This is a genomic window from Pseudofrankia saprophytica (assembly GCF_000235425.2).
GTDB classification, from domain to species: domain Bacteria; phylum Actinomycetota; class Actinomycetes; order Frankiales; family Frankiaceae; genus Pseudofrankia; species Pseudofrankia saprophytica.
Window position 1 is genome coordinate 1,304,594 of the sequence record NZ_KI912267.1, and the last position, 14,485, is coordinate 1,319,078.

At 71.6% G+C, this 14,485-nt stretch carries 12 protein-coding genes; 4 read left to right on the forward strand and 8 right to left on the reverse strand.

Annotated elements, in window-relative coordinates; genetic code table 11:
* Nucleotides 1–40: 40 nt before the first annotated feature.
* Nucleotides 41–799 carry a FadR/GntR family transcriptional regulator gene (locus FRCN3DRAFT_RS0239965; protein ID WP_007506759.1) on the reverse strand — a complete coding sequence of 253 codons (759 nt, stop codon included), beginning with the start codon at nucleotides 797–799 and terminating at the stop codon, nucleotides 41–43.
* Between the two features lie 270 nt (nucleotides 800–1,069).
* On the opposite strand from FRCN3DRAFT_RS0239965, the gene FRCN3DRAFT_RS0239970 reads away from it, so the two are divergent.
* Together FRCN3DRAFT_RS0239970 and FRCN3DRAFT_RS0239975 are read left to right on the forward strand one after the other, a co-directional pair.
* The gene (locus FRCN3DRAFT_RS0239970; RefSeq protein WP_007506760.1) at nucleotides 1,070–2,251 is read left to right on the forward strand and encodes an amidohydrolase family protein; all 1,182 of its coding nucleotides are present in this window, start codon (nucleotides 1,070–1,072) and stop codon (nucleotides 2,249–2,251) included.
* Nucleotides 2,248–3,549, forward strand: coding sequence for an acyl-CoA dehydrogenase family protein (locus FRCN3DRAFT_RS0239975; protein WP_007506761.1), 1,302 nt, complete (start codon nucleotides 2,248–2,250; stop codon nucleotides 3,547–3,549). Before FRCN3DRAFT_RS0239970 ends, FRCN3DRAFT_RS0239975 begins: the two co-directional genes overlap by 4 nt.
* 332 nt (nucleotides 3,550–3,881) lie before the next feature.
* On the opposite strand, the gene FRCN3DRAFT_RS0239980 is transcribed toward FRCN3DRAFT_RS0239975, so the two are convergent.
* From FRCN3DRAFT_RS0239980 to FRCN3DRAFT_RS0239990, 3 genes are all read right to left on the reverse strand, one after another.
* The gene (locus FRCN3DRAFT_RS0239980) at nucleotides 3,882–4,991 is read right to left on the reverse strand and encodes an acyl-CoA dehydrogenase family protein (RefSeq protein ID WP_035931926.1); all 1,110 of its coding nucleotides are present in this window, start codon (nucleotides 4,989–4,991) and stop codon (nucleotides 3,882–3,884) included.
* A 118-nt stretch (nucleotides 4,992–5,109) separates the two neighbouring features.
* Nucleotides 5,110–5,871, reverse strand: coding sequence for an SDR family oxidoreductase (locus FRCN3DRAFT_RS0239985; RefSeq protein ID WP_007506764.1), 762 nt, complete (start codon nucleotides 5,869–5,871; stop codon nucleotides 5,110–5,112).
* A gap of 154 nt (nucleotides 5,872–6,025) precedes the next feature.
* A complete protein-coding gene (locus FRCN3DRAFT_RS0239990; protein WP_007506765.1) occupies nucleotides 6,026–7,678 on the reverse strand; it encodes a class I adenylate-forming enzyme family protein in 1,653 nt (550 codons plus the stop codon).
* Nucleotides 7,679–8,083: 405 nt separating this feature from the next.
* On the opposite strand from FRCN3DRAFT_RS0239990, the gene FRCN3DRAFT_RS0239995 reads away from it, so the two are divergent.
* Nucleotides 8,084–8,863 carry a FadR/GntR family transcriptional regulator gene (locus FRCN3DRAFT_RS0239995; protein ID WP_007506766.1) on the forward strand — a complete coding sequence of 260 codons (780 nt, stop codon included), beginning with the start codon at nucleotides 8,084–8,086 and terminating at the stop codon, nucleotides 8,861–8,863.
* Between the two features lie 190 nt (nucleotides 8,864–9,053).
* Here the strand turns inward: FRCN3DRAFT_RS0239995 and FRCN3DRAFT_RS0240000 are convergent, their stop codons facing one another.
* From FRCN3DRAFT_RS0240000 to FRCN3DRAFT_RS0240015, 4 genes are all read right to left on the reverse strand, one after another.
* Complete coding sequence (locus FRCN3DRAFT_RS0240000) at nucleotides 9,054–10,586, reverse strand: acyl-CoA synthetase (protein ID WP_007506767.1); 1,533 nt, start codon at nucleotides 10,584–10,586, stop codon at nucleotides 9,054–9,056.
* 191 nt (nucleotides 10,587–10,777) lie between these two features.
* Nucleotides 10,778–11,449, reverse strand: coding sequence for a PaaI family thioesterase (locus FRCN3DRAFT_RS0240005; protein WP_007506768.1), 672 nt, complete (start codon nucleotides 11,447–11,449; stop codon nucleotides 10,778–10,780).
* A 90-nt stretch (nucleotides 11,450–11,539) separates the two neighbouring features.
* On the reverse strand, nucleotides 11,540–12,388 hold the full coding sequence (locus FRCN3DRAFT_RS52370; RefSeq protein ID WP_007506769.1) for a TetR/AcrR family transcriptional regulator: 849 nt from the start codon (nucleotides 12,386–12,388) through the stop codon (nucleotides 11,540–11,542).
* Nucleotides 12,389–12,693: 305 nt separating this feature from the next.
* Nucleotides 12,694–12,867, reverse strand: coding sequence for a hypothetical protein (locus FRCN3DRAFT_RS0240015; RefSeq protein WP_198536216.1), 174 nt, complete (start codon nucleotides 12,865–12,867; stop codon nucleotides 12,694–12,696).
* A gap of 111 nt (nucleotides 12,868–12,978) precedes the next feature.
* On the opposite strand from FRCN3DRAFT_RS0240015, the gene FRCN3DRAFT_RS0240020 reads away from it, so the two are divergent.
* Entirely contained in the window at nucleotides 12,979–14,127 is a 1,149-nt protein-coding gene (locus tag FRCN3DRAFT_RS0240020; RefSeq protein ID WP_007506772.1) for a lipocalin family protein, read from the forward strand.
* The last annotated feature ends 358 nt before the right edge of the window (nucleotides 14,128–14,485 follow it).

Below are 14,485 nucleotides of genomic sequence, written 5' to 3' on the forward strand. Positions count from 1 at the left end.
GCCCCCGCGGCGTCGGCGGCGGGCGCGGAAGCCGGCTCGGTCAGTAGTGGTGGACCAGGTCGACGACCGTCCCCGCCTCGGCGCCGAGCATGACCTTGTCGACGACAGCCATGTGGGACCGCCAGTGCTCCTCGGCGGCCGGGCCGTCGCCGGCCTGGATCAGCTCGACGAGGCGTCGCTGCGAACGCACGCCTCGGCGCCGGGTCGCCAGGGAGCCGGTGGCGTCCTCGGCCCGGCTGAGCGCGGTGACGGCGCGGGCCACGATCTCGTTCAGCATCTCGGCGACGATGGTCAGCGTCTGGTTTCCCGCCAGCGCCAGCAGCCTTTCGTGGAACTGGGCGTTGGCCCGGCCGAACTCCTCGGGGTCGGCGAGCGACTCCTCTTCCTTGCCGATGAGCTCGGCGAGCTCATCGGCGGCCGACTGCCGCTGCGGCGACTGCGCCAGCCGCCGGGCCGCGAGCGGCTCGAGCAGGGTGCGCGCGGCGCAGACGTCCATCAGCGGGACGCCTCGCGCCTGGAGCAGCAGGGCGGCGGTGCGTGCGGTGAGCCGCTCGTCGGGCTGGCGCACGAAGATCCCGCCGAGGACGCCGCGCTCCACCGAGATCAGGCCCTGGGTCTCCAGGATGCGCAGCGCCTCGCGCAGCGACGGGCGGGAGACGCCGAACCGCTCCACCAGCTCCGGCTCACGGCCGAGCAGGTCGCCGTCGGCCAGCTCGCCGGTCACGATGAGCGAGCGGATCTCGTCGGCGATCTGCTGCGGCTTCTCCCGCGGAGGGCGCGCGCCCTTCTTCGCGACCACGAAAACTCCCAGGCTGCTTCGGGTGGGCGAGGCGGGGTGGTTCGGTCAGCCCACCGGTGTCCGTCTCATCGTTTCACGTCCGCCGACGGGCCCGGCCCGGCGACCCGGCACGCGGACCGCCGCGCGGAAAGGTTGCCAGGTAGCGGCAGGTGCCGGCCGGGCCGCCGCCTTCCGGGCTGGCCTGAGAGACGGCGCCAGAGTACAGTCACAGTTGTTGGAAAGCCATGCTTTTCTAGATTGAAAGCGCTACTTCCCAGCCGAGGAAAACAAATGACGAGCTCGAAGCCGATCGACGCGGACAACCACTACTACGAGACGCTCGACGCGTTCACCCGTCATCTTGACAAGAAGTTCGCGCAGCGCGGGGTCCAGGTCGTACAGGCAGGCAGGCGCACGCAGTTACTCATGGGCGGGCAGGTCAACCGCTTCATCCCGAACCCGACGTTCGACCCGATCATCGTTCCCGGCTGCCTGGACCCGCTGTTCCGCGGCCAGATTCCGGACGGGGTCGACCCGCGGACGTTGATGAAGGTCGAGCCGCTGCGGCCGGAGTACCGCGACCGCGACGCGCGCCTCGAGGTCGTCGAGCGGCAGGGGCTGGACGGGGTGCTGCTGTTCCCCACGCTGGGCTGCGGTGTCGAGGAGGCGCTCAAGGACGACGTCGAGGCGACGATGGTCAGCCTGCACGCCTTCAACCGCTGGCTGGAGGAGGACTGGGGCTTCGACCACCGCGGCCGGCTGATCGGCGTGCCGATGCTCTCGCTCGCCGACCCGGCCGCCGCCGTCGCCGAGGTCGACAGCCTGCTCGCGCGCGGCGCCCGGATGGTGCACGTCCGCCCCGCGCCGGTCCCCGCGCCGCACGGCAGGTCACGTTCGCTCGGCGACAAGCTGTACGACCCGGTCTGGGCCCGGCTCGCCGAGGCGTCCGTCCCGGTCGCCTTCCACCTCGGTGACAGCGGCTACGAGGCCTCCACCGCGGCGTGGGGCGGCTCCGAGCGGTTCGAGGGGTACGGCCGCATCAGCGTCCTCACCCGCGTCCTCGTCGCCGACCGCGCCATTCACGACACGATGGCGTCCCTCGTCGTCGACGGCGTCTTCACCCGCCATCCCACCCTGCGCGTCGCCAGCATCGAGAACGGCTCGGACTGGGTGGCCCTGCTGGTGAAGCGGCTGCGCAAGCAGGCGAATCAGACGCCCTGGGCGTTCGCCGAGGACCCGCTTGACACCATCCGCGCGCACCTGTGGGTGACGCCGTACTACGAGGAGGACCTGCGCAAGCTCGCCGACCTCGTCGGCGTCGAGCACATCCTGTTCGGCTCCGACTGGCCGCACGGCGAGGGCCTCGCCGAGCCGACGGACTTTCTCAAGGAGCTCGACGGCTTCACCGACGACGAGATCCGCAAGATCATGCGCGACAACTGCGTCGACCTGCTGGGGGCGAGCCGCTCGTGAGCACCACCGCCACCTCCGGCACCGCCACCGACGGGGACTCCCAGGCCGGCCTGCGCGCCGAGGTCGAGGCGTGGCTCGCCGAGCACTGGGATCCGGAGCTGTCCGTCGAGCAGTGGTGGCGCCTGGTCGCCACCGCCGGGTGGACGGCGCCGCACCTCACCGCCGAGCAGGGTGGCCGCGGGCTGCCGCAGCGGGCGGGACGGACGGTGCGGGCCACTTTCGCGGCCTTCGGCGCGCTGCAGCCGCCCGGTGGGCTGGGCCTGCTGATGGCGGCGCCGACGATCCTCACGCTCGGAACGCCCGAGCAGATCGCCCGGCATGTACCGCCGATCCTCGAGGGCCGGCTCGGCTGGTGCCAGCTGTTCAGTGAACCGGGCGCCGGCTCCGACCTTGCCGGGCTCACCACCCGCGCCGAACGCGACGGCGACCGGTGGATCATCAACGGCCAGAAGGTCTGGAGCAGCCAGGCCCGCGAGGCCGACTACGGCATGCTGCTGGCGCGCACCGACTTCGACGTCCCCAAGCACGCCGGCATCTCCTGGTTCGCGCTGAAACTCGACCAGCCGGGCGTCACGATCCGCCCGCTGCGCGAGATGACCGGCGACGCGGTCTTCAACGAGGTCTTCCTCGACGACGCGGTCGTCGCCGCGGACGACCTCGTCGGCGGCGCGGGCAACGGCTGGATGGCCGCCAACACGACGCTGCACTTCGAGCGGACCGGCATCGGCGCCGGCGGCGCGCACGCCGGCTTCCCACCGCCCGGGCCCAAGGGCGGCGTGCTCGGTCTGAAGGCCGGCGACGCCGCGCTGCTGCGCCCGCCGGAGGGCATGGTGGTGACATTCGCCGACCTGGTGGCGCTCGCCCGCGAGCACGGCCGGGCGGACGACCCGGCGATCCGCCAGAAGCTCGCCCGGCTGCACTGCTACCTGCAGGTCGGCCAGTGGAACGCCGTCCGGGCCAAGGCCGAGGCCGCCGCTGGCGACGCGGCCGCCGGCGCCTCCGTCGCCAGCACCGGCAAGATCGCGCAGACGAGGATCACAAAGCTCTCGGCCGAGATCGGCCTGGAGATCCTCGGTGCCGGCGGCCTGCTCGCCGGGCCGGACGCCGCGGCGAGCGGCAAGTTCGCCAATGCGTTCCTGTTCGCCCGGGCCTCCTCTATCTACGGCGGCACCGACGAGATCCAGCGCAACATCGCCGCCGAGCGCACCCTGGGTCTCCCCCGCGAGCCCAGCCCCGACCGCAAACGCCCCTACCGCGAGGTCCTCCACGCCCTCGCCCGCCGCGACGACGCCTCCTGAGCCCCGCCGGCCACGTTTCGTGTTGGATGGCCGAGCCCCAGGGCTCGGCCATCCAACACGCTTAATCGGTGGCTTGGTGGATTGTGTTATGAGGGTGAGTTCATAGGCTGGCTGATCTGCCACGATTCGGGCTCGGGGCGGACGGGCGCCGGGACGGTGGTCTGATTCGGGCCAGGGGCAGTATCCGGCCTGACCTCGATCGTCCCTCAGCGGCCATTTCAGCCGTGTGCGCACGGCTACGTGGTGCGACCAAGCGTGCATCGACCCCTGGTCGGCGACCCGGACCCGTTCCGAAGGCCCACCTGTCGTCGGCGCGGCCGCCCGAGTGCCCGCTACAGGCCGACGCGGCTGGCGAGGCGGTCGCGCCAGGCCGACGGGTCACCGAAGAGCAGCTCGTCGGACTTGGCGCGGCGGAAGTACAGGTGGGCCGGGTGCTCCCAGGTGAAGCCGATGCCGCCGTGGACCTGGATGTTGTCCGCGGTGACCTGGGTGTATGCGTCGGAGCAGTAGGCCTTGGCGACCGCGGCGACCTTGGCCAGCTCCGCGTCGTCGTCCTCGGCCGCGCACCAGGCGGCGTAGTACGCCGCGGAGCGCGCCGACTCGACTTCGAGCAGCATGTCCGCGCAACGGTGCTTGACCGCCTGGAAGCTGCCGATCGGCCGGCCGAACTGGACCCGGTCCTTGGCGTACTGGACCGCCATGTCAAGGGCGACCTGGGCACCACCGGCCTGCTCGGCGGCCAGCGCCACGGCCGCGAGGTCCAGCACGTGCTCGAGCACCGGCCAGGCGGTTCCCTCCTCGCCAACGAGCGACGCGGGGGTGGCGGCGAGCTCGACACGCGCGAGCCTGCGCGTCTGGTCGAGGGTCAGCAGCGAGGCGCGGGTGAGGCCCGCGGCGTCGCCGGGGACGGCGAACAGGGAGATGCCCGTGGCGGTGCGGGCGGCGACGAGGAGCAGGTCGGCGGTGTGCCCGTCGAGGACGTAGTGCTTGCTGCCGGTGATCTCCCAGCCGACGCCGGCCGGCGTCGCCACCGCGGTGATACCGCCCGCGTCCCAGCGCCCGTTCTCCTCGGCGAACGCCACCGTCGCGCGGGTCTCGCCGGCCGCGATGCCCGGAAGCCACGCCTTCTGCGCGGCCGTGTCCCCCGACCGCAGCAGCGCGGCGACGGCCAGCACCGCCGTCGAGAAGTACGGCGCGCAGAACAGCCGCCGGCCCATCTCCTCGCAGACGACCGCCACCTCGACGAAGCTCGCACCGCTGCCACCGAACTCGGCGGGAACCGCGAGGCCCACGAGGTCGAGCTCGCCGGCCAGCCGCGCCCACACCCGCGGGTCGTAGCCCTCGGGTGTCTCCATCAGCCGGCGCACCTCCGACTCGGGCGAAGCCGCCTCGAGGAAGGCACGCACCGCGCGGCGCAGGTCGCGCTGTTCGTCGGAAAACATGAACGGTCTCACGACCAGCACCCACTTCCGTCGGCTGCCGCCGCCTCCGCCCGCTCCCGCCACCGGCCGCCGCGGAGCGACCGGTGGCGTCCGAGCGTGGTCGGTCGGCGTACGTGAACTACTTCGGCGCGAAGCGCTGGCCGCCGTCGAGGCGGATGGTCTGGCCGTTGAGCATCGGGTTCTCGATGATGCCCACCGCCAGCCGGGCGTACTCCTCCGGGCGTCCCATCCGCTTCGGGAACGCGGCGTCCTTCGTGAGGACCTTCTCGTACTCCTCGGGGATGCCCTTGGTCAGCCCGGTGTGGAACAGGCTTGGCGCGATCGCGTTCACGCGGATGCCGAGGGAGCCGAGCTCCCGGGCCATGGTGAGGCTCATGGCGGCCACGCCGCCCTTCGCCGCCGTGTAGGCGATCTGCCCGATCTGGCCCTCGAACGCGGCGATGGACGCCGTGTTGATGATCACCCCGCGCTCGCCGTCCGCGTTCGGCTCGTTCTTGCTCATGTGCCAGGCGGCAAGCCGGGCGACGTTGAAGGTGCCGATCAGGTTGAGGTCGATGATCCCCTGGAAGGTCTCGAGGGGCATCGGGCCGTCCTTGCCGATCGTGCGGCCCGGGGTCGCTCCCCCGGCCGTGTTCACGACGACGTCGATGCCGTCGAGCGCGGCCAGGGCCGCCTCGATGACACCCTCCATGCCGGCGAAGTCAGTGACGTCGCAGGCGTGGAAGGTGCCCTTCAGCTCGTCGGCGACCTCCTGGCCGGCACTCGCCGGGCGGTCGAGGATCGCTACCCGGCCGCCGCGCGCGACGACCAGCTCGGCCGTGGCCCTGGCCATGCCGGAGGCGCCGCCCACGACGAGCGCCCGCAGACCATTCAGCTCCACCTGATGTCCCTCTCCTCTGGTGAGCTCGGCGAGCACGCGCTCGCGAGCGTCGGGGCTCCACCGGCGCCGCCCATGCCCGCCACCAGCACCCGTCTATATATTTTATACATATTGCCCCGGCTGGTGCCGCTCTCCCCGGGGCGGGCGATGGCCTTCACGTCGACTTCACCTTCCGGGATCTCACGGCTCCCTTCTCCCGCAGGAGCCGGCGCAGCGCGCCGCCGTCGACCTTTCCGCTGGCCAGCCGCGGAACGTGGTGAGGGTCGTCCACGACGAGCCACCGGGTCGGGACCTTGAAACTGCTCAGCCGCGCCCTGGCCTGCTCGACCAGCCCGTCCGGCTCCCCATCGCCGTCGCGGCCGGGTGCCACGACGACGACCAGCGCGGCGACCTGGCTGCCGCCCGCCTCGTCGACGACCTCGGTGACGAACGCCTCCCTTACCCCCGGCACGGCCCGCAACGCCGCCTCGACCTCCAACGGATACACGGTCGCGCCCGACACCTTGAACATGTCGTCGAGCCGGCCCCGGTACCAGAGGTAGCCATCCTCGTCGAGCACACCGGCGTCCGCCGTCGGGTAGAACCCGTCGGCGTCGAACACCACGGCCCGGTCGCGGCCGCGGATGCCGCGCATCAGGTTCGGGCCGCGCAACCGGATCTCGCCCTCCGTGCCGGCCGGGACCGGGGCACCCGTGTCCGGGTCGGTGATGCGCACCTCGACACCGGCGAACGGCCGTCCGCAGCTACCGTGCTTGCCCGCGGGCAGGTCGGTGTCCAGCGGGGAGCCGCAGTACGGCCCGAACGCCTCGGTCATGCCGAACAGGTTCGCCCGAGCGCCCGGGGCCGGGCGTAGACCGGGCGGCAGGACCGCGCCGAGGCTCGCCGGGCGCAGCGATGACAGGTCCGTGCCGGCGAAGTCCGGGTGGGCGGCCAGCCGGGCCGCCTGGTCGGGCCAGCCCCGAAACAGCGTGACCCGCTCGCGCTCCAGGAAACGCAGCGTTCGCGCGGGCTCCGGCTCGGCCTCGGTGAGCAGGGTCGCGCCGGCGACGAGCGCCGACAGCAGTCCGCCGCCGAGACCGCCCGTCCAGAAGAACGGCATCGGAATGTAGAGCCGCTCACCCCGGCCGATGCGACGGGCATCCAGGCCCGAAGCGACCGCGCGCAGGGCCCCACCCTGGGTGTGGATCACTCCCTTTGGGCCGCCGGAGCTACCGGACGTGAACAGGATGACCAGGTCGTCGGCCGGGCGGACCGACGCATCCAACCCGTCGACCACCGCGTCGGGCACCGCGTCGGTGGGCAGGCCGTCAGGGGTCCACAGCCGGCGCAGCGACGGCACCTCCGCGGGCCGCTCGCCGCCGCGAACCCGTCTCGTCAGGCCGGGGACCGCCTCGTCCAGGTCGTCAAGGTAGTCGCGGCCGCGGAAGCGCGGGACGACGACCAGCTCGGTGACGGCGGCGGTGCGCAGCTGCGCGAGCAGCTCAGGCGGGCGCAACAGCGTGGAGAGCGGGACGAGCACACCGCCGACCCGCGTCACGGCCAGTGCGAGGACCGCCCAGTCGATCCCGTTCGGCATCACCAGCCCGACCCGGCTGTCCTTACCGACACCGGCGGCCACCAGCCGGGCCGCCAGCTGGCGGCTCGCGTCGTCGAGCCCGGCGAAGGTCACGGACGCGTCGTCGCTCACGAGTGCCTGGACCAATGGGTCCTGACGCCGCCGGGCCGCGATCAGCGCGGGGATGGTCAGCTGATCCGGCGCACGCCGGGCCGGCGCGTACTCGTCCGGCGCACGCTCATCCGGCGGCATGCGAGAGCTCCTCGTGAAAAGGCGTATCGATCTTGTCAGCGAACACCGTCGGCACCCCGCCGCCCTCCGCGGCGATGCTATCCAGACCTCCCTTAAATGTCTACAGATATCGCCTGGCTGGCGTTGCCTGGACCCGAGGCTCGCGACCATCGGGTGCCGCGGTCCGGAGAGGGGGGCCGACCGGCGGCTTCCCGTTCGTTCGCACTGTGCGCCGGCCGCGCGAATGCCCAGTACGCTGGTCGACACGGCGGGCCTCGCCCGTCCCATGGCACGGGCCTGAAGGGCGACTGCGCGCATCGGCTGACGGACGCATCGGGCAGTGCCGGCGCTGTACGCCAGTGCCGCGTCAGGACCGTCTGGCGGTTGGAGGCGGCGACGGAGAGGCCGACGGAGAGAAGGTCGATCGTGGTGGCGGAGCCGAGGCGGGCGCGCCGGAATGGCCGGGCTCCCCTCCGCGAGAAGCCACAGCTGATCGCCGACGAGCTCCGGAGCCTCATCGTGCGGGGCGAGCTGGCGGACGGCGAGCTGCTCGGGCGCGAGCCCGAGCTGGTGGAGCGCTTCGGCGTCTCCCGTCCCTCGTTGCGGGAGGCGCTGCGCATTCTCGAGGCCGAGGGCCTGATCTCGGTGAAGCGCGGCGTGCTCGGCGGGGTGGTCGTCCACCGGCCGGACGAACGGCTGACGGCGCGGACGGCGGCGCTCCTGCTCCAGGCGCGCAACGTGCCGCTAGCGGACGTCTACGACGCACGCGGCATGGTGGAGCCCGTCGCCGCGCGGCTGGTGGCGTCGTCGCGCTCCCGCCGCGCCTCGGCGGCCGAGCTGCGACGGCTCATCGCCGAGCAGCTCGAGGTGGTCGACGACCCCGCGACGTTCGGCCAGGCCAACGCGCGTTTCCATGCACGCCTCGTCGAGCTGGCCGGGAACCAGACGCTGAGCCTGGTGGCCGAGATGCTCCAGGAGATCGTGGCTCGGGCCGTCGCCGCGGTCAGTCAGCCCGATGACGGCCGGGATACCGGGGCTGTCCGGATGCGCGGCCTGCGCTCCCAGGCCAGGCTCGTGGCGCTCATCGAGGCCGGCGAGGCCAGCGCGGCGGAGGCCCACTGGGCGGAGCACATGGCGGTCGTGGGGCGAGTGATGCTCACGCAACGAGCGAAGACCGTCATCGACCTGATGCAGCACGACTACTGAGGCAGCACCGGCCACTGAGGCGACGCGGCCATCGAGGCGACGCGGCCATCGAGGCGACGCGGCTATCGAGGCGACGCGGCTCTTGAGGCGACACGCGCCGACGCGGCGCCCACCGACGCGACGTCACGTGCCGTCGTGACGGCTTGGCGCCCGGGCGCCGCTGTCGGCGCGCCCGGGCGTCACGCCACAATCAGGTGCTGACCTCGGGCGGGAGGAGCCGACGGGCGATCTTGCCTGTTGGCAGGCGAGGAAGCTCGGCGACGAAGCGGACCGAGCGGGGCGCCTTGAAGCGGGCGATGCGGTCCCGGCAGAAGGCGATGATCTCCGCTTCCAGCGCCGCGGGGTCCGCCGGCGGGTAGACCGCCGGCTGGACCACGGCACGGACGGACTCACCCAGGTCCGGGTCGGGAACGCCGATCACGGTGACGTCCACGAGGTCGGGGTGCTGGATCAGGACGTCCTCGAGCTCGCGCGGGTAGATGTTGACGCCACCCGAGACGATCATGTTCGTCGCGCGGTCGGTGAGGTAGAGGTAGCCGTCCGCGTCGACGTGGCCGATCTCGCCGTAGGTGGCCCAGCCGCGCTGGTCGAACACCGTCGCGGTCTTCTCCGGGTCGCCGTGGTACTCGAAGCGCCGGGCGGGTTCGAAGTACACCCGTCCGTCGGTACCTGGCGGAACCTCAGCTCCCTGCTCGTCGACGATGTGCACCGCGCCCTGCATCGAGCGGCCGACGGAGCCGGGGTGGGCAAGCCATTCCTCGGGACCGATGTAGCAGAAGCCGACGCCCTCGCTGCCGGCGTAGTACTCGTGGACGACCGGGCCGAGCCAGTCGAGCGCGGCCCGCTTGATCTCGGCGGGGCAGGGCGCCGCGGCGTGGACGAGAACCTTCAGGCTGGACAGGTCGTAACGGTTCCGCTCCTGTTCGGGGAGCTTCAACAGCCGGACGAGGTGGGTCGGGACGACCTGGGTCAGGGTGACCCGGTGGCGCTCGATCGTCTCGAGGAACTCGACGGGTTCGAACCGCGGGGTGACGACGACCGTGCCGCCGATCCGGTGGATGGCGGCGGCCCAGCCCGATGGCGCCGCATGGTAGAGCGGCGACGGGCTGAAGTAGACGGTGGACTCCTCGCCGCCGAACAGGTGCCGGACCATGGCGGTGAATCCCGTGGGCAGGCCGACCGGGCCGCCGACCTCGGTCGGCCTGATGCCCTTGGGACGGCCGGTGGTGCCCGACGAGTAGAACATCCAGTTGCCCTCGGCCTCGTCGTCGAGCGCCGACGACGGCAGGCCGGCAACGAGCTGCTCGTAGGGCTCGAACCCCTCGATCTGCCCGCCGACCACCAGCCGGAGCTTCGGGGCCACCTCGCCGAGCCCGGCCACGACGTCGGCGCAGCCCGCGGACACCACCAGGGCGGCGGCGCCGCAGTCGGCGATGATGTACGCCGCCTCGGCGGTCGAGAGATGCCAGTTGATCGGGGTGACCAGCAGGCCGGCGCGCAGGCCGGCCCAGGTGACCTCGAAGTACTCGGCCCGGTTCTCCATCAGCACGGCGACGTTGTCGCCGACCTTCAGGCCCGCCGCCCGGAAGGTGTGCGCGAGCCGGTTCGACCGCGCGTCCAGCTCCGCGTAGGTGATCGTCGTGTCGCCGACGATGACCGCGGGCCGGTCGGGCGCGGACGCGGCGAACCGTTTCGGGTGCTCGACCTGCTGTTCGATCTGCATGGCACTCCCACGAGCGGCAAGGTCCTAAGAAGCTCGTCCTGTCACTGAACCATTTGCTACTGAACCAGCAGAGGTGTGAGCGGTGCCACCTTTGAGGTCACCGGCGGTGGCATACCTCGACCTACCTCGCCCTATCTCGATCGACACACCTCGATCGCCGTATGTCGATCGAGGTGTGTCGATCGCCGTCGTCACGACGCCCGGCGGGTGGACACGACCGGCAGCCGGGAGCGCTCGCCGCGGACGGCCTCGACCCGCGCGTCGCACAGCACGACGTCCCCGGCGAGGATCTGGCCCGTCGAATGGATACGCGTCCCCTCCACCGTGCGGGTCAGCTCGAAGCTCAGATCGGTGAGCAACGGCGTCGGCCGCCGGTAGCGCAGCTCCAGGCTGGCCGTCTTGCCCGCCTCGCCGAGCTCGCAGTTGTGGTGCTGGATGGCCGCGTCGAAGAACAACGCGAGGAATCCGCCGTGGACGAGGCCCGGCGGCCCCTCGTAGACGATCGGGAAGTTCACCGTGCCAATCGCCCGACCACCGGCGACCTCAATGGTGTATTCGGGGAAGCAGGGGTTGAACGCCCCGATGTGCCGCGAATGGTCGACGTACGCCCGCCCGTCGCCGTCGGCCGCGGAACCGACTCTGGGCCCCGGGTCCGCCGGCACGCGCTGCGACAGTGCTCGTTCCGCACGGTCCAGGGCGCCGAGGAGCTCGTCGAGGGCGGGATCGGGTCGCTCGAGCGCGAGGACGAGGCCGGCGACGCGACGCAGCCGGGCCGCGGCGTCGGCCGCCGCGGGCAGCGGCTCGACGCCGAACGTCCACCGGTCCGCCCCCTCGACGAGCCCGGCCGGGCCGCCGCCATCCATCATCGGCTCCTCACCAGCGGCCCAGGGAGCTTCTCATTGCGGCGATGCTAGCCAGCGGGCCCGCTAATGTCTAGATATATCCGACCGCCCTCACGGGGTCGACGCGTCCCGTGCCGCGCGGATGGCGGCCGACGCTCGGGCGAGTTCGCGGGTGTAGCCAGCGAGGACCGTGCGCACGTCGTCGAGGTACCGGCCGAGCGCCGGCCCGGCGTCGACGGCGGCGAGGATGAGCGCGGCCGTGACCGTCAGATAGGTGCGGGCGGCGTGGGCTCGGCGATCGGGTGGCAGGTCAGGCGCGTGTCGGGCGATGTAACGGTCGAGGTAGGCGATCCACTGCCCGGTCTCGCCGGGCGGCTCGCGCAGGGTGGTCGCGAGCAGACCCCTGGCTCCCGGCAGCTCGACGAGGACCCGCCGCAGCGTTCCGACGAACTGGTCGATGGATTCGTCGATGCCGGCCGTCGGGTCGGTGTCGACGCCCTCCGTTCCCGCCGACTCCGCAGGTACCGCCGACTCCGCAGGCACCGCCAGCACGACCGCTACCGCCGATGCCCCGGATGCCGCCGGTTCCGGTAGGGCCGCCAGTGCTGCCGGTATCGCCGGCCCTCCTACTCCCGCCAGCCCTGGCGGCGTGAGTGTCGGGGCGCTGGACGCGGGGCTGTCGCCCGCAGTGGCGTCCCCGGTCAGCAGCGCGGGCTCGACGGCGTGGCGGATCCGGTCGATCCAGCGGGCGGTGAGGGTCTCCGTCAGGGCGCTCTTGTTCGCGAAGAACCGGTAGACCGAGCCGATCGAGACTCCGGCCCGCTCGGCGATCGCGTTCATGGTCGCCGCCTCGACGCCGACCTCGTCGAACAGCCTGCCTGCGGCCTCGAGGATCCGTTCGAGGGTGGCGGCGCTGCGCGCCTGCCGCGCCTGCGCGCGCACCCCGACGTCGCGTGGCATCTGCGTCCTCTCGGTCGAAGCGATGACGGGCTTGAAACATGAGGCAATCCTCACTTATTCTTCCACGCGACGGAGGACAGGGCTCACAGACGGGCATCGCAAGACGCTCGCCACACGGACCCATCCGAGCCAGGGACCTGGTTCTCACGTCCGCGCCGAGGGTGGGAGGTGGAGGGTGACGCGTGGTGGCGGCGGTGGGCTCGGCCTCGAGGCGCGCTCCAGTCCGGCGCTGGGGCCTCCCCAGGGCCGCCTGACCAGACGACGACCTTTCCACCGACACGGCGAGGAACAGAAGAAAAGGCGGCTCATGTCCCCGAACGGTGCCGGGTGACGCCGGCGCCCAGGGCCGCGCCGCGCACCAAAACGCCGAAATTCCACAGGTAACCCGGCGCGGCGAGCATTCCGCCCGCCGCGAGATTCCAGGCTTCCGTGCCGTCGATGCCGGCTGCGCGGAGGAACCGGCTGGATGCGTGTTCCACACGGAAGAGGCAGCCCCCCTCCACGGTGGTACTCGCTTTCAGCCGGCCTTCAGACGAGGAACGACACCATGTTCCTCGTCCCCCGCTTCACCCATTCCAGGGAGGCAGAGAATGAAACACGCCCTCACTCGTTTACCCTTCGAACGACGCCGACACAGACGCTTAGCGGTGTTCCTCGGGGCACTGTTCGCGCCGCTCCTGCTCGTCCTGCCCGCACAGGGCGTGTCCGCCGCCACGCCGCCGGTCTCGCTGCCGGCCGACGAGGCGGCGCACCCGGACTCCGCCATGGAATGGTGGTACTTCACCGGGCACCTCCAGGGCACCGACGTCTTCGGCGGGCACCATGAGTACGGGTTCGAAGAGACGATCATCCGCTTGGACGCGCTGGCGACCGCGCCGGCGGCGTCGGCCTACGACGGGCAGCTCGCGATCAGCGACATCACCCGCGGCACGTTCAAGCAGAACATGTCGATGTTCTCCCTCCAGCCGGACGTCATACCTCCCGGTGGGGGCTTCAACAACACCGTCGGCCTGATCCACATGGACGGCAAGAACCGGGTCAACCACCTGACCGGCGGGTTCGCTGACCTCAGCTACTCGGGTATCAACCTCGCGCTGACCCAGTCGACGCCGACCGCCCTGCACGGCAACGCCGGCGTCATCCCGTACGGCCCGTTCGGTGAGTCCTATTACTACTCGCAGACGAACCTCAAGGCCAAGGGCACGCTGTTCGACCACGGCCTGCTGGTGAACGTCACCGGTATCGCCTGGCAGGACCACCAGTGGGGCCACTTCGCCGCCGGTACCGGCGGCTGGGACTGGTTCAGCATCCAGCTGTCGAACAACACCCAGTACATGCTGTATTACATCAAGAACGCGAGCGGGCAGATCGTCCAGACCGTCGGCACCCTGGTCGAGGCTGATGGCAGCACGACCAACCTCAACCCGTCGCTGGTCACCGAGACGCCGTTGGGCACCTGGACAAGCCCACACAGCGGGCACGTCTTCGACCAGAAATGGCGGGTCAACGTGCCCGGCGGCACGCTGACCATCACGCCTCAGCTCGCCGACCAGGAGCTGTATGTCCCGGGGATCGCGAACGCGACCACCGGCTCCTACTGGGAGGGCTCGTCGGCCGTCACCGGCACCATCAACGGCCAGTCCGTCACCGGACAGGCCTACGCCGAGCTGACCCCGACCTTCGACATGTTCACCAAGGGCTTCATCTTCGACGCGATCAAGCAGGCGCTCGGGCTGTAGCTCTTCGGTCGGAGGCCGCCCGCATGGCCGTTGGTTGGTCGCCGCGCACAGCGGCGGCGCCACGGCGATGACGTCCTGATGACGACCTGAGGTGGCGGGGCGGGGCGATGCGGAGACGAGCACGGCGGGCACCATGCCCGCGCCCGTCTCTCCGCTCGCCCCGCCCTGTCCGGCCGGCCCATGGGCCGGCCGCGACCGAGGGTCGGGTGCCGGGCACGTCACCGCCCTCTCGACCTGAGCACTGCCCGATCGGGAAAAGTCCGGGCCGCCCGCCGGGATCCGGCGGGACGCCACCTGGGAGTGACGCATGCACGTGGGGCGCGACAGAGGTAACTCATACCGACGGCCGGAAGCGTTA

Bases quoted from the DNA above. Each gene is read 5' to 3' on its own strand.
- FRCN3DRAFT_RS0239970 (WP_007506760.1), top strand. From the start codon at position 1,070: ATGACGAGCTCGAAGCCGATCGACGCGGACAACCACTACTACGAGACG.
- FRCN3DRAFT_RS0239980 (WP_035931926.1), bottom strand. From the start codon at position 4,991: ATGTTTTCCGACGAACAGCGCGACCTGCGCCGCGCGGTGCGTGCCTTC.
- FRCN3DRAFT_RS0239990 (WP_007506765.1), bottom strand. From the start codon at position 7,678: ATGCCGCCGGATGAGCGTGCGCCGGACGAGTACGCGCCGGCCCGGCGT.
- FRCN3DRAFT_RS0240000 (WP_007506767.1), bottom strand. From the start codon at position 10,586: ATGCAGATCGAACAGCAGGTCGAGCACCCGAAACGGTTCGCCGCGTCC.
- FRCN3DRAFT_RS0240005 (WP_007506768.1), bottom strand. From the start codon at position 11,449: ATGGATGGCGGCGGCCCGGCCGGGCTCGTCGAGGGGGCGGACCGGTGG.
- FRCN3DRAFT_RS52370 (WP_007506769.1), bottom strand. From the start codon at position 12,388: ATGCCACGCGACGTCGGGGTGCGCGCGCAGGCGCGGCAGGCGCGCAGC.
- FRCN3DRAFT_RS0240020 (WP_007506772.1), top strand. From the start codon at position 12,979: ATGAAACACGCCCTCACTCGTTTACCCTTCGAACGACGCCGACACAGA.